Origin of the sequence: Bifidobacterium adolescentis ATCC 15703 (assembly GCF_000010425.1) — a bacterium.
Taxonomy (GTDB): domain Bacteria; phylum Actinomycetota; class Actinomycetes; order Actinomycetales; family Bifidobacteriaceae; genus Bifidobacterium; species Bifidobacterium adolescentis.
The window spans coordinates 328827-349973 of sequence record NC_008618.1 but is presented as its reverse complement, the minus strand read 5'-3'; the positions used below and the strand labels follow the sequence as shown (position 1 = coordinate 349973).

Sequence of the window (21147 nt, the reverse complement as noted above, 5' to 3'; positions counted from 1 at the left end):
CGTTTGCCAGTACGTCTGTTTCATCGGCCTCCGAACGAACCGCCGCCGGAGCCGCCGGACGATCCTCCGAAACCGCCGCCGGAGAAGGAACCACCGGAACCGCCGGAGCTTCCGGAACCTCCGGATGAGGAGGATGGGGCCGCCGCGGAGATCGTGCTGCGCACATCGGCGAAACTGGAACTCAGCTGCGCACCGAGATCGCCGAAATTCGCGCTGAATGCGGCCGGATCAATCGTGGAGGCGCCAAGCGACGTGCCGACGGATGCGCCAAGCAGGCTGCTGGAACGCAAGGGCATGTACATGTACGAGGTGCCGGCATGCTCATCCAACCACTGCGGATCGGCCACTTCGGGATATGCTCTGGCTAGCTGGGCCATCGCCTTCTTGGAAATGCCGAACGCGGTGGCATACACCATGTACCGGCCCCACAACGTCATGTCGAGCACGCCTCGGTCGGTGAAATCGCTGAAATCCGTAAGATAGCGTTTCAATCCGGCGACTTGCCCACCATAGCGTTGCCCCTCATCGGTCAGCACATAGCGTTTCCCGTATGCTGCGGCGAAAGCGCAAAGCGCGACCACCGGAACGCAGACGACCAGCGCCACGGCAAGCTCACCGTCCTGCACGTATTTCAACGCCAGGAAGAAGGCGAACGCAATACCCAGCCCACTGAACAGATAGCTGAGCAATCCCATAGGCTTGACGGCATGTAAGTCATCGAATTCCATGGAGCACGCGTTGTCGAAGGTTTCCAACAGCTTGTAACCGCTCGAATAGTGTTTGAAGGCCTTGCTCATCTGTTTCAAATCAAACACCTGCGCATCATGCAGACGCGATGACGCTTTAAGCAGGATGTCAAGCACCGCTCTTTCGGAGGAACTGAGCAGCAACGAACCGATGTCGTCACACACCACCGGCATGATAGCGATGGTGCTGGTCTTCTTCAGTTTGCGCGCGGACGCCGCATTGGAACCGAGCATGCCAGCCACCGAAGCCGCGCTCGTCGTGGTCAAATCAATGCCGTTATACAGGTCCACCGGCCCCGGATAGATGGCGATCGCGCCTTTCGAGGCAAGCGACATCACCGTGGCGGACATCTGTCTGTTGGCCAGTTTGTCGGCGTTCTTGGTCTTGCCGGAACCGAATATCGAGGAGGATGCGCTCATGATATCCTCCATCTTCGCGGCGGCTGCTGGACTTAGGTCAGGCAGGTCCCGCCAGTATTCGATATCGCCCTTGTATTGCGATTTGCGGAAGCTGACGATGGCGAAATACAGCGCCGCCACAGCAAGCGCGATGCCGATCAACGCCGCGAATATCCAGCCGGCCACCCGTTTGACGGCCTTCGTATGCTGACTGGACCTCCATTCCCGTTCCTGTTTGGTTTCATCGTCGATAAGCCGTTGCTTGTATGCGCCGGACTTGGTGCGTGCCACGCCTTGCGCTTGCGAGGCATCGAACATGGCCACGACATCCAAATAGTCGCCGGCGCGCACATCATTGGCGGAGAACATCAGGGAACCATTATCGCCGCGGTTCGTGGTGGAGGTATTTTTGGTGTGCAGCCATGCCCACGAATTCTTGCCGTTAATGCCGTTGGGGAATGTGACTTTGCCCGTCACCGTACCGATGGGAATCTGGTTTTCCTCGCCGAACGGCTCCCATTGGAAGGAGACGACGTCGTCATAGGCGGTGCTCACGCCATGCAGCGTCATGGATACATCGAATTTGAGACTGTCCTCGGATACGGTTTGTGGAATATTCCAACCGATTTCAAGTGTTTTGTCGGCCTGACCGTCATCACTTAACCCATCGGTCTGCGGATTGAACGGCTGAGGATCGTTCTCATCCTCAGTGACGTCCACGATGTACCACCGTCCCGCATGCTCGTCGTTCCAGTTGTCGGCATTGTCGGGGAAGACGAAGTCGCCCTGGCGGTATGTCTCGCCGTTGGATACGTCCTTGACCCCAATATCGCTGATATCCGTGAGATTCTTGGATTTCAGCGTATACCGCTGATACATCTGCTTCCAGTCACGGCCACGGTCCTTCAGCCTCATGTCGATATGCTGCGTGACTTTGAGATCGCCGTTCCTCTGCACCGCCACGTCGTAGTCAAGCGTGCGGTAGCTTAAATCGGGTTCCTCATCGGAGGTCTGCGCATTGATGAGCACGATGCCCAACATCGTCAACGTGACCACAATCGTGGACAGCAGACTGACCAACGTACGTCTGATATTCATCGGCGGTATCTCTGTTTTCTCTCAAGGGTCCTCAAGCACCAACGCATGGTCTCGGCGTCAACGGACCGTAATACAGGAAAGGGAGTGCTGGCAAGACATCACACCTCGTCAGCGCTCCCCTTTCTTGTATGGAAACGTTCAGAACTTGACTTGCGGAGCCTGACGGTCCGCTTCGTCGACCTGGAAGTACGCCGCCTGCTCGAAGTGGAACAGTCCGGCGATGATGTTGGTCGGCACGACCTCGATCTTGGTGTTGTACTTCTGCACCACATCGTTATAGAACTGGCGGGCGTAGGCGATTTTCTCCTCGAGCCCCTTGAGCTGCCCCTGCAGATCCATGAAGTTCTGGTTGGCCTGCAGCTGCGGATATGCCTCGGCGGTGGCCTGGAGGTTCACCAGCGCACGGCTCAGCTGGTTCTCGGCCTGGATGCGCTGCTGCACATCACCGCTTTGCGCAGCCTGGATGACGCCGGCACGAGCCTGCGTCACCTGCGTGAACACGTTGGATTCATGGGCAGCATAGCCTTTGACGGTTTCCACCAGATTCGGAATGAGGTCGGCACGCTGCTTGAGCTGCACGTCAATCTGCGCCCAGCCGTTCTTCACCCGGTTACGCAGCGTAACCAGCCCGTTGTAGGCGGACATTGCCCACAACAGCACAAGAACGATGATGACGACGATAATAATGGCTACGATCATCGTATTTCCTCTCTGCTTCTCTGCTTCGTTGCTTCTATTGCCATCATGTTCTCATGAGGACTGCACCATTCCACGGCGCGCATACACCCGTAAAACGATTGACATCATGTTTTGCCAAGCGTGTCGGAATGCAGAAAGGCCCGCCCCACGGGGGCGGGCCTTTCAGATAATCATCTTATGCTGCGGGAAATCCGCGCGAAGGTGTCATCAGTCTTCGAATGCTGAGCCGTCAAGCGAGAAGCCCAGTGGGCTTCTCGTAGGTGAAGTGAGCAGCTTCGCTGCGAAGGATCCGTGAGAAGACGTCAGTCTTCGAACGGATCAAAGTCGCGGCGCACGCGGCGACGCGGACGCTCGGAGCGCTCTTCGCGATCGGCACGGTACTCGTCGTAGTTCTCGTCGGCGGCGTAACGCGGGTTGCGGTCGTCACGACGGCTACCACGGCGACGGTCGGAACGGCGGTCATCGCGATCGTAGTCACGGTCATCGCGGTCGGAACGACGGCGACGCGGACGATCATCATAATCACGATCATCGCGATCGGAACGGGACGAACGGCGGTCGTCACGATCGTAGTCGCGATCGTCACGGTCGGAACGACGGCGACGCGGACGATCATCATAATCACGATCGTCATCGCGGTCGGAACGACGGCGACGCGGACGATCATCATAATCGCGATCATCGCGATCGTCGGAACGACGGCGGTCGTCACGACGGCCACGGCCGCCACGGCGGTCATCGCGATCGCCACGGTCACGACGCGGAGCGGAGGATTCCTGATCCTCGAAGCCCGGGATGGCAAGGGAGATCTTGCCGCGATCGTCAACACCCTGCACGACCACCTCAACGGTGTCGCCTTCCTTGAGCACGTCTTCGACGGCGTCGATGCGCTCGCCGTTGGCGAGGTTGCGGATCTGGGAGATGTGCAGCAGACCGTCGGTGCCCGGGGTCAGGTTCACGAAGGCGCCGAAGGAGGTGGTCTTCACGACCTTGCCGTTGTAGGTCTCGCCGGCTTCCGGCACGTGCGGGTTGGCGATCTGGTCGATGATCTCCTTGGCCTTCTCGGCGGCCTCGCCGCCTTCGGAGGAGATGTACACGGTGCCGTCATCCTCGATGGCGATTTCGGCGCCGGTGTCTTCCTGGATCTGGTTGATCATCTTGCCCTTCGGGCCGATGACCTCGCCGATCTTGTCCACCGGAACGGTGGTGGTGATGATGCGCGGCGCGTACGGGCTCATCTCGGCCGGGCCGTCGATGCACTCGTTGATGACTTCAAGGATGGTGGTGCGGGCTTCCTTGGCCTGCTGCAGGGCGGACGCCAGGATGTCGGCCGGAATGCCGTCGAGCTTGGTGTCGAGCTGCAGGGCGGTGATGAATTCGGAGGTGCCGGCCACCTTGAAGTCCATGTCGCCGAAGGCGTCTTCGGCGCCGAGGATGTCGGTGAGCGTCTTGTAGATGTGCTGGCCGTCGACGTCGCCGGACACGAGGCCCATGGCGATGCCTGCGACCGGAGCCTTCAGCGGAACGCCAGCGGCGAGCAGGGACAGCGTGGAGGCGCAGACGGAACCCATGGAGGTGGAACCGTTGGAGCCGATTGCCTCGGAGACCTGACGGATGGCGTACGGGAACTCCTCACGGCTCGGCAGCACCGGCACGAGGGCCTTCTCGGCGAGGGCGCCATGGCCGATCTCGCGGCGCTTCGGGGAACCGACGCGGCCGGTCTCACCGGTGGAGTACGGCGGCATTTCGTAATTGTGCATGTAGCGCTTGGACTGCGGGCCGGACAGCGCGTCGATTTGCTGCTCCATCTTGAGCATGTTCAGGGTGGTGACGCCCAGAATCTGGGTTTCGCCACGCTGGAACAGTGCGGAGCCGTGCACGCGCGGCACGATGTCCACTTCGGCGGACAGGGTGCGGATGTCACGCAGGCCACGGCCGTCGATGCGGTAGTCCTGGGTCAGGATGCGGCGGCGCACGATCTGGCGCTGCAGCTCCTTGAACGCGTTGCCGATTTCCTTGTCCTTCTCGGCGTCTTCCATGTCGGTGAACTCGCCGGCGAGGGTGGCCTTGACGCCTTCCTTGATCTCGTGGATGCGGTCCTGGCGCGGCAGCTTTTCGGCGATGGACAGGGCTTCGTCGAGGTCGGCGTGGGCGATCTCGTCGATGCGGTTGTACAGATCCTCGGTGTACTCCGGGAAGAGCTGGAATTCCTTGGTTTCCTTCGCGGCGATCTTCTTGAGCTCGGCCTGGGCCTCGCAGATCACCTTGATGAACGGCTTGGCGGCTTCAAGACCGCCGGCGACGACTTCCTCGTCCGGCTTGGTCTGGCCTTCGTCGTAGATGAGGTGCCATGCGTTCTTGCCGGCACCGGCTTCGATCATGGCGATGGCGACGTCGCCGTTCTCGACAACGCGGCCGGCGACCACGATTTCGAACACGGCGCGTTCGCGCTCGCTCCAGCGCGGGAAGGCGACCCACTGGCCGTCGATCAGGGCCAGACGCACGCCGGAGACCGGGCCTTCGAACGGCAGGCCGGAGATCATGGTGGAGGCGGAGGCGGCGTTCAGTGCGACGACGTCGTATGCGTCATCCGGGTTGACGGCGAGCACGGTTTCGACGACCTGCACTTCGTTGCGCAGGGTGTGCGGGAACAGCGGACGCAACGGACGGTCGATGATGCGGCAGGCCAGGATGGCTTCGGAGCTCGGACGGCCTTCGCGGCGGAAGAACGAGCCCGGGATCTTGCCGGCTGCGTACATCTTCTCTTCCACGTCCACGGTCAGCGGGAAGAAGTCGTAGTTCTCCTTCGGGCTGGAACCGGCGGTGGTCGTGGACAGAATCATCGAATCATCGTCAAGATAGGCGGCGACGGCACCATCCGCCTGCTGGGCGAGACGACCGGTCTCGAAGCGCAGCGTGCGCTTGCCGAATGAACCATTATCGATTACGGCTTCAACAGCCTTGATTTCGGGACCCTCCATAGGGTTCCTCCTTTGTTTTCTTTTCTTGTGTACCTACTATCGGCAGTCCTCTTCAGCGGACTCCAACCGATTCCTACATGCGTGACGCGGCGTTGCCTCCGCCGCTTCCTCATCTCTAGATTCTAGACCTCGTGCGCCCCAAACCTCGGGCCTTCAAACTGTCTGTTCCTTGAACTCGGCTGTCATGCAAAAACGCCCGGGCGCCATATGGCGCTCGGGCGGAAGAATGTTATCGGCGCAGACCCAGACGCTCGATCAGGGAGCGGTAACGGTTGATGTCAACGCGCTTGAGGTAATCAAGCATACGACGACGGTCGCCGACCATCAGCAGCAGACCACGACGGGAGTGGTGATCGTGCTTGTGCTCCTTGAGGTGCTCGGTCAGATCAGCGATGCGCTTGGTGAGCAGAGCAACCTGGACCTCCGGGGAGCCGGTGTCACCCTCGTGGGTTGCGTAGGTCTTGATGATTTCCTGCTTTTCCTCAGCCGTAAGTGCCACGGCATCCTCCTTATATTGCTGCGCGGTGCTGCCGGCCCAATACCGACGCGCTCTCTATCCGCGGGCGAAACACGCCAAGGGAACATCTTACACGACGGCCGGACCAAAATCGCCGGCCGATATTTCCGCCCCCCGCCGACGGCCGTTCTTCACGTCACGCCATGGACATGAGCAGACCGCCGAACAACACCACGGCAAGCGCGACGAGTTCGATTGCGAAGAACAATAGGAACGAGGCCCAGCTGCGTGTGAGGACGTTGAGCTTCGATTCCTTCTTGATGCACACCAGCAGGCCCACCCAGAGCACCGCGTAGACCGCGACGCCGAAACCGGCGGCGATGATGCCGAGATTCGCGGCGTTCGCCAGTCCGGCCGCCTCACCGTACATCACATAGGTGGCGTTCCAGAAGTTGAAGCTCAGCAGGCACATGCCGGCGACGAATTGCTCCGCGGCAAGGCCGATCACGAAAATGGTCCCCCACAGCCATTTCTTCGCGTCCGCGACCATCAGTCCGAGTCCGGTGAGCGCCACGATGGTCACCGTCCATGAAATCAGCGCCACGCCTTTGGGATCGAGGAAATTCAGGTTCGCCACCATCCATGAGGCGTCCCGCACCGCGATGTCGCGCCCCCACCAGTACGGCGCGATCATGGCCAGCAGCACCAATGCCATGAACAGAATCCAGCGGACCGGATGCGATTTGCGGCGTTCGATGTCGGCCAAGGACAGGTCCGACGGTTCGATGGACGCCGTCGGGTGTTTGGAGACGTCGACGGTCTCGACCACGCCATCCACGACTTCCGTTGCCTTGTTGCGTTCCTTCTGACCCATGTTCCGCTCCGTATATATTGCGATATCTTGCGATTGCGCCGCCGCACGCCGCGGCCCGTTCCAGCATACCCGGGCAATCGTATGCCCGGGCATACGGATATACGAAAGGCGTGCCTTGAGGCACGCCTTCTTCTTCTCTGATGCTGTTGTGGAGCGGATGACGGGAATCGAACCCGCGTAATCAGTTTGGAAGACTGAGGCTCTACCATTGAGCTACATCCGCGTGTTGCCGCTACGTCCGAAGCCGACACGAAACGACTCGAGCTATTATACACATCCCACCAACTTTTGCAAGCGGGAATGGCATTTCAGATTTCGAGCATGACCACGGCGGAGGCGATCGGCCCGTCATGGCTTATGGAGATGGAGATATCGTACGACTGGCACACCGGATCCAACGGCAGGCCCAACGACTGCTGCACCTTGCGTTGCACTTCGGAGGACAGTATGACGCGCGGCACGCCGTGGGAATCGTCGAGAATTTCGATGCGCACCCATGGGAAGTTGTCGAGCGTGTACGGATATGCGACTTCGGCGCCGTCTTTCGCATGCCGCGAAATGGCCGCGCACCACGCTTTCAGGAACGCCTCCTTGCCTGCCCAGCGGGCGGCGAGGTGCACCGCCTCGTCATCATGCTTGAGCTGCGACCGTTGCGCCGTCTGCCATATCTCGCGCATGGAGAACAGATTGCGCATACGCGTCCCCGGCTCATTCAGCTGCTTGGCGAACGCAGGCACGTCAACGACGTCATGCCCTAGACCCAGCATTCCTCCGCCTTCCTAGGAATTATTAATCGGGGTTACCCCGGGAATGCCCCGACCATGTCATATGGAAAAGGGCGACACATCTGTGCAGAAGTATCGCCCTTTTCTTATCAGGCCGTCATCATTTGCCCATATTCAGGACAGATTTCGACGTAGCCGTCTCACGCTTCGAAATAGCCGGTGGACGCGAGGCGCGCGTTCGGATCGAGCAGCATGGCCTTCTCCACCTCGTGCGCGTCGTAGCCGCGGCCGTCCTCGTGGAAGCGGCGGTTGTCGATCGGCTCGTAGAGCGCGGCGCGCCCCATCATGCCCTCTTCAAGGCGACGCTGGCCGGCGGCGAGACGCGCGTTGGCACGGTCGCGCCATTCGTTCAGCGCGTCCTCGCCCGCGGTGTTGGCCACGGAAGCCTCGAAGGCGCCCGGGTTGACGATCGCGGCGAAGCCGGACACGTGGCCGAAGCCGAGCGACGTGGCCAGGCCGGCCTTGACGGAACCGACCTTCAGCGGCTCGCGCAGCCAGACCATGTGGTCGTCGCGCTTGAGCTTCGGGTCGACGCAGTCGAGGGCCGCGTTCGCCGGAACGACGCCGGACTTGAACAGCTGGGTCAGGCCGTTGACCTGGAAGATGCAGGCACCGCCCTTGGCATGGCCGGTGAGCGACTTCTGGGAGATCACGAACAGCGGGTTGCCGTCGGTGCGGCCGATGGCGTGGGCCAGCGTGTTGTGCAGTTCGGACTCGTTCGGGTCGTTGGCGTTGGTGGACGTGTCGTGCTTGGAGACCACGGCGATGTCGTCCGGCGTGACGCCGAGCTTGGCGAGGTCATGCACGAGCTTGGAGTCCTTGCCTCCCATGCCCGCTGCGAGCGCGCCCAGTCCCGGAGCCGGGATGGAGGTGTGCGCGCCGTCCGCATAGGAGTGGACGAATCCGACCACGCCGGCGACCGGCAGGCCGAGCTTCAGCGCGATGTCACCACGCGTCAGCAGGATGGTGCCACCACCCTGGGATTCCACGAAGCCGCCGCGGCGACGATCGTTGGCACGGGAGAAGAAGCGCGCGTCGATGCCCTTGGCATACATCTCCTCGGAGTTGGCGGTGGCGTTCATGTTGCCGAAGCCGATCACGGATTCCACGCCGATGTCGTCGATCGCGCCGGTGACCACGAAGTCGGCCTTGCCGAGGGCGATCTTGTCGGCGCCTTCCTCCAGAGAGACGGCTGCGGTGGCGCAGGCGGAAACCGGCTGGATCATGTTGCCGTAGCCGCCGATGTAGGACTGCATCACGTGTGCCGCGACGACGTTCGGCAGGGCTTCCTGCAGGATGTCGGTCGGAATCTCATGGTTGAGGAAGCGGTCCAGGTACAGCTTCCTCATGGAGGCCATGCCGCCGAAGCCGGTGCCCTGCGTGGAGGCCACCATGGACGGGTGCACGGCTTCGAGGATCTCGGCCGGGGTGAAGCCCGCGGACAGGTAGGCGTCGACCGTGGTGACGATGTTCCACAGGGCGATCTTGTCCACGTCGCCGACCATGGAGGCCGGAATGCCCCACTTGACCGGGTCGAAGCCCTTCGGGAACTGACCGCCGACGGTGCGGGTCATGGCCGCGCGGCGAGGCACGCGGATCATGGAGCCGGCGTGGCGGGTGACGTTCCACTCGCCGGATTCGGCGTCGGCCGCGTAGCTGGTGTGGGCTTCGTCGAGCTTGACGTATTCCTCGGCGATCTCACGGGTCGGAACGGAGAAGGTCACATCGTGGTCGAGGAACACCTCGGCCTCCTCCTCGTCGGCACCGTCCTTGTAATCGTTGCCCATGCCCTCTTCGAACGGACGCACGCCGGAGCGGGCCACGACCTCGTCGTGGTAGCGTTCGGCGATATCCTCTTCGGGCACCAGGTTGCCGTCGGTGTCGTACCAGCCCGGCTTCGGGCTGTCGTTCCAGGTCAGCAGGCCCATGTTCCAAGCCAGTTCGAGCACCGCGCCGGCGGACAGGTCGACCTTGCCGTCGGAGTGGATGCCGAGTTCGGCTTCGAAACGGGTGCGGCCGGAGCCCCACGGGCCCAGCTCTCCGATGGAGACGATGACGATCTCGTCTTCCGGACGGGCGGTGACGTGCTGCCAATCCTTCAGATCGACCTTCGCCTGACGCGGGGCGCGCGGGCTCGGCAGCGCCTTGATCAGCGTTGCCGCAGCGGCACAATCGCCCTGCTTGTCCTCATCGCCGGCTTCGGCGGCAGCGGCCTTGGCCGCGTCCTCCATGGCTTCGGCGCGCAGTGCCTTGATGTCGATCGGCTCGCTGCCGAGGCCGCCGGTCAGGTCCACGTCGAGCGGGGCCTTGACGGCCTGCTCGCGGGATTCCTTGGTGGACAGCTCGAGCAGCTTGACCGCGATTTCGGCGGTGGAGTAGGTCTTCAGTCCGTGACGTTCCACGACTTCGACCAGCGGATCGTTGCCGCCCATCAGGCCGGTGCCACGCACCCAGCCGATTTTCGGGTGGGCGAAGGTGACGCGGCTGGACCACACCTTTTCGGCGCGGGCGCGGTTGACGATCGCGTCGAAGGCGCTCTTGACCTCGCCGTACGCGCCGTCGCCGCCGAAGACGCCACGGTTCGGGGAGCCCGGCAGAATCACATGCAGCTTGTGCTGCACGTCGGTGTCGGCGCCGATCTTCGCGAAGCCGGTGATCGCGCGTTCCACACCCCACAGCATGAGGCGCGCCTGCGATTCGAACAGCTCGCCGGAATCGGCCAACGTGCCGTGCACCGGCGGAGCGGCGAACGGGAAGAACAGGCTTGGCTCGTAGGCGGGCTTCAGGATCGTGGTGGTCGCGCCGGAGGTCTTCTTCTGCACGTTGCCGACCCACGCCACGAGAGCGTCCACGTCACGGTAGCTGGACAGGTTCGCCGGAACGAGCCACAGCTTGGCGTCGCCTGCCGCATGCTCGCGGTAGGTCTGCTTGGCCCAGGCCTTCACGCTCTGCCTGAAGCTGTGCGAAGTGGCCACGACGGTCGCGCCTCCGGCGAGCAGGCCGTTGACCACCTGCGCTGCGATGGAGTTCGGGGCAACGCCGGTCACGACGGCGATATCGCCTGCGAAGCGGCTTGCTTCGGCGGAATCGTTCGTCTGCTCGAGCGCCTCGTCGGCCACGCGCTTGAACGCGGCGGCAAGCTCGACGTCAGCGGTCTTGCCCGCATACCATGCGGCTTCGTCGGCGACGGCCTTGCCCAGGCCGATGAAGCTGCCGTCCAGTGCGGAGGCGTCGTTGTCGTAGTAGGCGCGGGACAGGTCCTCGCGTGCGGATGCCCAACGGTCGTCGAACAGGATGGCCTTGCGCTCGTCGAAGCGCGGCTCGACCTGCTTCGGCCAGTCGGAGCCGAGCTCGGCTTCGACGGCGGCCACCACGGCGGCGTTCTCGTCGGCGGAATCGTCGGCGACCGAAGCGGTGACGCCCAGCTGGTTCAGCACGAACTTGGCGGTGGAGGCGAGCACGCCGTCGGCACCGGTCACCTTGGCCGCGAACGCGTCCAAGGCTGCGGAATCGACCACGGCGCCACCGGCTGCGCCACCTGCGCTCGGCATGGCGACGGCCACGCCCTTGTCGGAAGCGACCTTCTGCACGGCCGCGTCGATCAGCGCGTTGGCGGCGGCCGCATTGGAAGCGGCTTCGGTGCTCAGCGAGGCGAGGTCGCCACCGCGGGAGCTGGCGCCTTCGCGGGTTTCCAGCACAAGGGCTGCGACCACGTGGGAGGCCCAGCCTTCGCCGAGCTGCCAGGTGTCGGTCACGCGCTTGGTGATCTGGCCGAGCTTCACGCCGGCGGCGCCGAACAGGCCGCGCACACGGTCGCGGACGATGTCGGACAGCACCGGACCGAACGCCTTGTAGTTCGGGGCCACCTTGTCGACCAGCGCGCTCAGCGCCTTGACGGTCGCTTCGGCGGCGCCGTCCACGGAAGCCACGCCCAGCTCGGAGCTGATGTCCATAAGCAGCTGGTTACGGCGAGAGGAGACGCCGTTGGTCAGGGTGTCGGTGGTGTCGGATTCGCCGATCTGGTCCGGACGCACCTTCGCCGAATATGCCAGCAGCATGGCGATCGCGTCGGAAGCGTTGAACGGAATATCCGCGACTGCGGCGCCGGACGGAGCGCCGGCAGGTGCGACCGGTGCAGCGGCAGCCGGGGCTGCGGCGACGGGTGCTGCGGCGACCGCGGCAGGCGCTGCGGCGGCAGCGGCCGGAGCCGAAGCTGCTGCCGGTGCTGCGACGGAATCGTCAGCATCGTCGTCGGCAACGAGGGAATCGGAATCGGTCATGTAGACGCGGCCTTCGTCGCGGCCGACGTTGTAGACGGTCACGTCACGGCCGGCGAACTGCGGCAGGCGCAGCGTCTTGGCGCCGAGGTTGGCGAGCGTCGGAGCGTTGCCGAGACCCACCTCGACGTACTCCTCCACGCCAAGGCCACCCTGTTCGGCGGAACCGAACAGCAGCGCCTGGGTTTCGATCCAACGCACCGGGGAGGCGAACTGCCAGCTCAGCAGTTCGGTGAGCAGCAGACGGCCGAGCTTCTGGTCGTCCTCGGCGTAGGAATCCCACACCTTCGGATCGTCCAACGCGGCCTTGATGCGCTCGGACGGCACGACCTCGAGGATCTTCGCGGCGAATTCCTTGGTCATCTCGAACGGCACGGCCACCAGATTCGGAATGTAACGGCCAACCAGACGGCCACGGTAGTCGATGTGCTTCGGCAGCAGCGCGTCAAGCTTGTCGCGGAACTCCGGCACACCCTTGCGTAGCAGCGTGGAATGGAACGGCACGTCGATGCCCGGCACCAGCATGAACGCCGGCTTGCCGCCGTATTCGGCGACGCGACGGGCGGAATCGGCCTTCAGCGCCTTCAGACCGGCGATGGTGCCGGCCACGGCGTACTGCTGTCCGGCAAGGTTGTAGTTGACGATCTCCAGGAACTCGCCGGAAGCCTTCGAAACGGATTCGACGTATTCGCGCACGCCGTCGTCGCCCACACCGAACTGGTTCGGACGCAGCGCGCCCATACGGTAGTTGGAACGGCCCTTCTCGTCACGCGGAATGAGGTGGTGCATGGTGGAGCCACGGTGGAACACCAGCTCCAGCACGGTTTCCAGCGGAATCACGCCTGCGAAGGAGCTCAGCGCGTTGTACTCGCCCAGCGAGTGGCCAGCGAAGTAGGCGGGCCAGATGTCCGCGCCGGCTTCGCGCAGACGAGCGGTCTGGGCGAACGCCACGGTGGCGAGCGCCACCTGCGTGAACTGGGTCAGGTTGAGCAGGCCTTCCGGATGACGGTAGGTCACGCCGTTGGCGGTCAGTTCCTTCGGATTATCACGCACGACGGCGAGGATGGAGAAGCCGAGCTTCTCGCGGGTCACCTTGTCGGCGCGCTCCCACACCTCGCGTGCGGCCGGGGACTTGGCACGCTCGTCGAGCACCATGCCCTGCTTCTGGATGCCCTGGCCCGGGTAGACGAAGGCGGACTTCGGCGCACGCACGATGGCGGTGCCACGGGACACGATATTGCCGTCGATGCGGCTGGTCACTTCCAGCACCATGCCGGCGTGGGCCACACGGCCGACGCGTTCGATGGAGATCTCCACCTCGTCGTCGAGCTGCACCATGCCGTACATGTTGTACGTCCAGCCTGCGATCTCGTAATGCGCGCCCTTCTCGTCGAGCGCCTGCACCGCGTACTGGGCGGTGGCGGACAGCCACATGCCGTGCACGAGCGGCGCGGCGAGACCGGAGACGGCGGCACCGCGATGAGAGGTGTGAATCGGGTTGAAATCGCCGGAAGTACGGGCGAAAGCGGTCATCTCGTGCGGAGCGACGACCTTCACACGACGCAGCAGACGGCGCGGAGTGCTTTCGATTTCGGCTTCGATTCCACCATAGTCGGGCGCTTCCGGCGGCAGCGCGTCGGAGTACGCGCGGCCGCGGATGGCGAAACGCTCGGTTTCGTTGGCAAGCAGCGTACCGTCCTGAGCGGTGTGCGTGACGTGGATGGTCACCACACGGCCGGAAGCGGATTCGAAGTAGTCGTCGGCCCAGCTGGTGAGCTCGATGCGCTCGCCGGTGTGCTTCAGCAGCTCGTCCTCGCTCACCTCGAGTTCGATGAGGTGGTCGAGATGCACGGCGTTGAGCAGGCCTTCGATGACCGGGAAGCCGTTGACGTACACGGAGCCGAGGGCCGCGTAGATGGCGGGCCAAGCCGGTCCGACGAGCGCGTCCGGGGCGATGCGGGACGGCACGAGGTCGCTCGGCAGCGCGCCGCCGGTGGCGGCCTCATGGTCGAAACCGAGGTTGGCGGACAGCGTGTAGCCGGTGTGCGCCTGGCCGAACGGGAAGGCGGTCTTGTCGGACACTTCCTCGATCTGCGGCATGGCGGTGAGCTTGTCGCCGGTGATGGCGGTGTTGCCGATGCCCGCGGTGTCGGCGAGCATGCGGTAGACGTGCTCCGGCAGACGGTCGCGGTCCACGACCGGGAACAGGCCGGATTCGTTGCCGTCGACGTTCAGCGGAATGACGATGTCGCGTACGGCGTGCTTGGAGGCGCCGCCGTCCGGATCGTTGTCCCAGAAGGTGTCGAGATGGATGTCGAGGTCGTACTTTTCGACGCTGCCTTCAACGGCCACCTTGCGGATCTCGTAGTTGGCGTCGCCGTTGGCGGTGCCGTACGCCGGGTTGGCCATGAGGTGGCCGACCCAGGAGATGTTCGGGGATTTGCGGATGAATTCCTCGGCGGAGACGGCCGCGCCCAACTGGGCGAAGGCGGTCTTGTCGGCGCTCGCCGATTCGGCGGACACGCGCTTGACCATGGCGGCTTCGAAGCGGCCGAGGATGTCGGCCACCGGCTCGTCCACGGTGGTGATGCCGGCCACGGAGATCGGGCCGGGGATGATGCGCACGGAATCGGCGGAATAGCGGGAGTCCTCGGACTGCCACAGCTGGTCCTGGCCCCACCAACGCAGCAGGTCGTTGTCGATGACCGGCACGAACGGCATCGGCTTCGGATACTCGCGTACGAGCACCGGGAACCATGCCTCGTCCATCGGGGTGACGGTCAGTTTGCCGGCCTGCGGGTAGGTTTCGGCAAGCTTGGCGATCGCGGCGTTCGGATCGGCTTCGACGTCGGCGCGGGAAGCGAACAGCGATGCGAATTCGCCGCTTTCCTGCGTGGTGACGCGGGCTTCGATGCGCTGCAGCAGGTGCAGGAAGCGATCGGCGTAGGTTTCGTCCACCCACGGGAAGGAGAGGTCGGCGAAACGCTGGGCCCACTCAAGGTAGGTCATGGTCTTCAGATCGCCGAAATACGGCTTGGCGGTGGCGTTCAGCGCCGCGATGATCTCGTCGCGACGGCTTTCCAGCTCCTCCGGGTGCTTCATGACGCGCACCAGCAGGCGGCCGCAGCGGGCGGAGGAGTTCTCCAGCTCGTAGATGTCGGCGTGCAGGTGGCTCAGACCGGAGGTGACGCCGCCCTTGGCCTGTCCGGACGGAACCCACTGCTCGCCCAGCGGGGCGAACGGATCATTGTCGTCGCCCTTGGCCGGAATGCCAGGAGTGCTGACGAGCATCTGCTTGACTTCAGGGTTGGTGTGCGCTTCCTTGGCGGTCATGGCGGCGGTGCCGACGAGCACGCCGTCCACCGGCATGAGCGGACGGCCGTATTCGGCGGCCCATTCGCCGGTGATGTAGTCGGCGCCGCGTTCCGGCGTGCCGATGCCGCCGCCGACCACGAGCACGAGGTTGGCCTGCTCGCGCACTTCGGCGTAGGTGCTCAGCAGCAGATCGTCAAGCGATTCCCAAGAGTGGTGGCCGCCTGCGGAACCGCCTTCGACCTCGATGAGCACCTTGGTTGGCGCGACGGCCTTGGCGATGCGCACCACCTGGCGGATCTGGTCGACGGTGCCCGGCTTGAAGCTCACGTACGGGAAGCCGTCGGCGTTGAGGTTGTGGATGAGTTCCACGGCCTCGTCGAATTCCGGAATGCCTGCGGAGACGACGACGCCGTCGATCGGGGTGCCGCTGGCACGCTTCTTCGGCACGATGCGCTGGGAGCCGAACTGCAGGTTCCACAGGTAGCGGTCCATGAACATGGCGTTGAATTCGACGGTGCGGCCTTCCTCGAGTTCCTCCTCGAGCTTGGCCACGTGACGGTCGAACACGCTGGCGGTGACCTGGCCGCCGCCTGCGAGCTCGGCCCAGTAGCCGGCGTTGGCGGCAGCCGCCACGATCTCCGGCTCCACGGTGGTCGGGGTCATGCCGGCCAGCAGCACCGGAGCCTTGCCGGTAAGTTCGGTGAACGCGGTGCGCACCTTGTCTCCGGCGGACGTGTGGATGATGCTCGGCGCGAAACGCGTCCAGTTCTGGGTGCGTTCCGGCAGGGTCTCGAGCGTGGAGAGCGCGCCGCGATCGGCCACGGTGGAGGCTTCCACCACGCCGACGCCGGTGCCCTGGGCCACGGTGGAGAACAGTTTGCCGACGGTGTTGCCCGGACCGAAGTCCAGCACCCACAGGGCGCTCGGATCGGTGGACTTCATCAGGGCGCGCACGCGGGCGGCCCAATCCACATGGTTGAGCAGCACTTCGGCGGCGAGCTCACGGGCATGGTCGGCGTTGATGCCGCAGGCCTCGGCCCATGCGACGGCCTGGGAGACGGCATCGGCCATCAGCGGGCTGTGGAACGGCAGGGTCACGTCGAGATATTCGAGCGTCGGGTCGAACACGCGGCCGCCACGCACCTTCTCCTCGCGCAGCTTGGCCTGACGCTTGTGTTCCTTGGCGACCTCCACGCCGAATGCGGCCAGGTCCTCCGGATAGCCGGACAACACGTAATGCGTGGCGGAATTGGTGACGGCCACGGCGATCGGGCCACGTGCGCCGTCGACGCGTTCGATCAGCGCGTCCACCTGGGCGCGGGTGATGTCCTTGACGGACAGCATCGGGGTCGCCTCGCCGTGGCGTGCGGCGAGACCGAGCTGGCGTGCCTGACGGGTGCCGGCGACGCCGATCAGCGTTGCGATCGCAAGAATCTCGTCGATCTTGGCTGCGGCTGCGTCGATGGAACCGGCTTCGCAGATCGCCTGCACCATATGCACGGCAAGCACGCCCTGGGAGTGGCCGAGCACCACGACCGGCTTGGCCTGGGCCGGATTGTAGCCGAGTGCGGCGGCGTCGAGCAGCGCGCCCAGCTGGGTCAGCGCGATGCCGGGAACGCTGGCGGAAGCCGCGGCTGCGGCGCCCAGACGTGCCGGGTTCGGTTCGAAGCCGAACAGGTCGACCGGGCGTCCGGTGGTGGCGAGCAGCTCGGCGGACACCGGATACAGCAGCGCCTGCGCGGCGGCCGCATGGGTGTGCAGGACCTCGTCGAGCGCCGGATTCGCGCTCTGGTCGGCGAGCGCCACCGGCCACGGGGTGGATTGGCCGGCGAAGGCGAGCGCGTGGGGCTCGCTGTTCAGTCGATCAAGAAAAAAGGTGTTCATAATCTTCCTTACTTGTTCCAAAATTTCTTGCGATTGTTGTGGTTGCTTACGTTGGTTACGTCGCGTTGCGTCCGTCACAGCGGCTGGTTGCCGTGGTGTTTGCTGGTTCGGCGCACGCGTTTCTTGCTGGCGAGCAGGCGGAGCGATTCGATGATGGTCTCGCGTGTCTGTTCGGGGTCGATCATGGCGTCGATCTCGCCCATTTCCAGCGAAAGGTTCGCGTTGACGGTGGTGCGTTCGTAGTCGGCGATGTACTTGGCGCGCAGCGCTTCGACGTCCTTGCCGTTGTCTTTGGCTTTCTGCAGGTCCTTGCGGTGGATGATGTTGACCGCGCCGGCCGCGCCGAGCACCGCGATCTGGCTGGATGGCCAGGCGAAGTTCATGTCCGCGCCAATGGATTTAGAGCCCATCACGATGTATGCGCCACCGAAGGCCTTGCGCAGGATGATGGTGACGAGCGGCACCTGCGCGTTGGCGTAGGCGTAGATGACCTTCGCGCCACGGCGGATGATGCCCGCATGTTCCTGTTCGGCGCCCGGCTTGTAGCCCGGGGTGTCCACCAAGGTGACGACCGGCAGGTTGAACGCGTCGCACAAGCGCACGAATCGCGCCACTTTTTCGGATGAGTCGACGTCGAGAATGCCGGCGTTGACGTTCGGCTGGTTGGCCACGATGCCGACGGGATGGCCGTCGATGCAGGCGAAGCCGACCACCGCTGAAGCGGCGAACAGTTCGTGCACCTGCACGAATTCACCGTAGTCCACGATGCAGCGGATCACGTCGAGCACGTCATACGGCTGGCGGTCGTTGTCCGGCACGAGGGTGGCGAGGCGTTTGGCCACGTCACGGTCGGCGCGGGTGGCCGCGTACGCGTAGACCGGCGGCTGCTGGTCAGAGTTGGACGGCAGATAGGCGAGCACGGTACGCGCGTAGTCGATCGCATCCGCCTCGTCCTCGCCGAGATAGTGGGCCACGCCGGACGTGGCGTTGTGCACGTAGCCGCCGCCCAGATCGTCCATGCTGATCACTTCGCCGGTGGCCGCTTTGACCACGTCGGGACCGGTGACGAACATGTTGGAATTCTCGCGGGTCATGATGATCAGGTCGGTCAGGGCCGGGCAGTAGACGGCACCGCCGGCGCAGGGGCCGAGGATCAGCGATAGCTGCGGCACGAAACCGCTGGCGTCGCAGGTTTTGCGGAACAGGTGGCCGTATTCGGTCAGCGCGGCCACACCCTCCTGGATGCGCGCGCCACCGGAGTCGATGAGCGCGATGATCGGCACCTTGAGGTCGAGCGCCTTGTCCATCAGATGGCAGATCTTGCGGCCTTCGGCCACGCCAAGCGTGCCGCCTTTGACGGAGAAGTCCTGCGCGTAGACGGCCACTTTGCGGCCGAACACCTCGCCGAAGCCGGTGATGACGGCGGAGCCTGCGCGGCCACCGTTGATGTCGCCGCCGCGGAAACGGCCGATTTCCTCGAAGGAACCGGTATCAAGCAGCAGATCGAGACGTTCGCGCGCGGTCAGCTTGCCTTTGACGTGCTGGCGACCGCGGGCATGGTCTTCGGCTTCGGCGGCGAGCTGCGCGGCACGCAGCACGGACGTACGGATCGGCTGCGATTCGCGGGCTTCGGCAGCCGCTTCGTCACCCAGTCGCTCCTGCTGTTCCATGACGACCTTCACGGCCTCTTTGACGGCCGGGCTTGCGATGATGTCGGTCATTTCGCGCCGCCTTCCGTCTTGGTTTCCGTATTACCGTCCGTTGCCGGCTTGCCGTCAGCCGCCTTGGAAGCGCCGTTGACGTCAATGGTCATCAACGTCTCGCCCGCTTCGATGCCTGCCGCCGGGCCGACGAATATCTTGGTGACGGTGCCCTTGACCGGCGCGTACACGTAGTTCTCCATCTTCATGGATTCGAGCACGACGAGCAGGTCGCCCTTGGCCACGTCCTGGCCTTCGACGACGTTGATGCGTGTGACGACCGCCTGCATCGGGCTGGCGATCACACCGGACTGGCCGTCGTTGCCCTGCTGCTTCTTTTCGACGTGGTGCAGGCCCTGTCCGCGCAGCGGCTGGATGGCGCGCTTGGCGTCACGCGCCTTGGCGCCGCCGGTCAGGTTGGCCACGATGTCGTTCGGCACGGTCAGCGACACACGATGGTTGTTGACTTCGATGACGAAGGTTTCGCTGGATTCCTTCTGCTCGGCTTCCTTCGCACCCGAAGCGCCGGCCATGGATGCCGGCTGGCCGCCCTTGGTGGAGGATGCTTCCTTGTTCAGGTACTTGCGTTCCAGCCATTTCGTGCTCACGTCGTAGGCCACGCCATGCTCGGCGGTGAACTCGTCGTCGTTGAAGATCTGCTCGAACAGGCTTGCCGGGGTCGGCACGCCTTCCACCTTGAGCTCTTCCAACGCGCGGCGCACACGTGCCACGGCTGTCGCACGGTCGGAGGCGGTGACCACGAGCTTGCCCATCATCGAATCGAACTTCGGGGAGACGGTGTCGCCTTCCACCACGCCGGAATCGACGCGGATGCCCGGGCCGGACGGCCATGCGAGCTTGGTCAGCGTGCCGGAGCTCGGCGCGAGGTTCTTGGCTGGATCCTCGCAGGTCAGACGCAGTTCGAAGCTGTGTCCGCGCAGCGGGTGGTCGACGGTTAGCTCGCCGCCGTTGGCGATGGTGAGCTGTTCTCGCACCAAATCGAGGCCGCAGACCTCTTCGCTGACGGTGTGTTCCACCTGCAGACGCGGATTGACTTCCAGGAAGTAGACCTTGCCCTGCTCGGTCACCATGAATTCGCAGGTGCCAAGTCCTACGTAATCGACCGCGTCGAACAGGCGGCGGGAATAGGTTTCCAGCTGTTCGAGCACGCCGTCGGGAAGGAACGACGCCGGAGCTTCCTCAACAAGCTTCTGGTTGCGGCGCTGCACGGAGCAGTCGCGGGTGGAATACACGGTGAAATTGCCGTGCGAATCGCGTCCGCACTGCGTTTCGACGTGACGGCCCTTGTCGATGAACCGTTCGACGAAATACTCGTCCAAATCGCCGCCCTGCAGCGCATCGTGGTTCATGTAGAAGCCACGCAGCTCGTCGTCGTTGTGCACGAGCGTGATGCCGCGGCCGCCACCGCCGTCGGTGCGCTTGAGCATCAGCGGATAGCCGTGCGTGTGCGCGAAGTCGAGCAGCAGTCGCATGTCGGAAATCGACTGGGAAATGCCGGGAACCGGCGGCACCTTCGCGAAAGTGGCCACGCGGCGGGCCGTGATCTTGTCGCCCAGGTCGACGAGCGCCTTCGGATTCGGGCCGACCCACGTGGCGCCGGCGTCGAGGACCTTCTGCGCGAAGCTTGCGACTTCGGAAAGGAAGCCATAGCCGGGGTGCACCGCGTCGGCACCGCTGCGCTGCAGGATGTCGATGAGCAGATCCTCGTTGAGATACGTGTCCTTGTAGGTGTCGCCAGACAGCAGATACGCATCATCGGCCATCTGCACGTACTGTGCGTGACGGTCCTGTTCGGCGTAGACCGCGACCGTGGGAATCCCCATCTCACGTGCGGTGCGCACGACTCGAAGCGCGATTTCGCCGCGATTCGCCACCAGTAGTTTGTTGACATTCTTAGGCATAATGTCAAGT

9 protein-coding genes and 1 tRNA gene are annotated in these 21147 nt (G+C 64.0%); all 10 read right to left on the bottom strand.

Going from position 1 to position 21147, the window contains the following annotated elements; translation table 11 throughout:
- Nucleotides 1-20 precede the first annotated feature (20 nt).
- On the bottom strand, nucleotides 21-2243 hold the full coding sequence (locus tag BAD_RS01395; RefSeq protein ID WP_011742777.1) for a DUF2207 domain-containing protein: 2223 nt from the start codon (nucleotides 2241-2243) through the stop codon (nucleotides 21-23).
- A 138-nt stretch (nucleotides 2244-2381) separates the two neighbouring features.
- The gene (locus BAD_RS01390; RefSeq protein WP_011742776.1) at nucleotides 2382-2942 is read right to left on the bottom strand and encodes a LemA family protein; all 561 of its coding nucleotides are present in this window, start codon (nucleotides 2940-2942) and stop codon (nucleotides 2382-2384) included.
- A 302-nt stretch (nucleotides 2943-3244) separates the two neighbouring features.
- Nucleotides 3245-5923: a polyribonucleotide nucleotidyltransferase gene (locus BAD_RS01385; RefSeq protein ID WP_003807809.1), complete on the bottom strand. Its 2679-nt coding sequence runs from the start codon at nucleotides 5921-5923 to the stop codon at nucleotides 3245-3247.
- 229 nt (nucleotides 5924-6152) lie between these two features.
- Nucleotides 6153-6422: a 30S ribosomal protein S15 gene (rpsO, locus tag BAD_RS01380; protein WP_003807806.1), complete on the bottom strand. Its 270-nt coding sequence runs from the start codon at nucleotides 6420-6422 to the stop codon at nucleotides 6153-6155.
- A 154-nt stretch (nucleotides 6423-6576) separates the two neighbouring features.
- Nucleotides 6577-7254, bottom strand: a complete 678-nt coding sequence (locus tag BAD_RS01375) for a hypothetical protein (protein ID WP_011742775.1) — start codon at nucleotides 7252-7254, stop codon at nucleotides 6577-6579.
- Between the two features lie 149 nt (nucleotides 7255-7403).
- A tRNA-Gly gene (locus BAD_RS01370) sits at nucleotides 7404-7477 on the bottom strand.
- An 85-nt stretch (nucleotides 7478-7562) separates the two neighbouring features.
- Nucleotides 7563-8021 carry a holo-ACP synthase gene (locus BAD_RS01365; RefSeq protein ID WP_011742774.1) on the bottom strand — a complete coding sequence of 153 codons (459 nt, stop codon included), beginning with the start codon at nucleotides 8019-8021 and terminating at the stop codon, nucleotides 7563-7565.
- 158 nt (nucleotides 8022-8179) lie between these two features.
- A complete protein-coding gene (locus tag BAD_RS01360) occupies nucleotides 8180-17515 on the bottom strand; it encodes a type I polyketide synthase (protein ID WP_011742773.1) in 9336 nt (3111 codons plus the stop codon).
- A 74-nt stretch (nucleotides 17516-17589) separates the two neighbouring features.
- Entirely contained in the window at nucleotides 17590-19185 is a 1596-nt protein-coding gene (locus BAD_RS01355; protein ID WP_370622422.1) for an acyl-CoA carboxylase subunit beta, read from the bottom strand.
- Nucleotides 19186-19232: 47 nt separating this feature from the next.
- Complete coding sequence (locus tag BAD_RS01350) at nucleotides 19233-21137, bottom strand: biotin carboxylase N-terminal domain-containing protein (RefSeq protein WP_011742771.1); 1905 nt, start codon at nucleotides 21135-21137, stop codon at nucleotides 19233-19235.
- Between the last annotated feature and the right edge of the window lie 10 nt (nucleotides 21138-21147).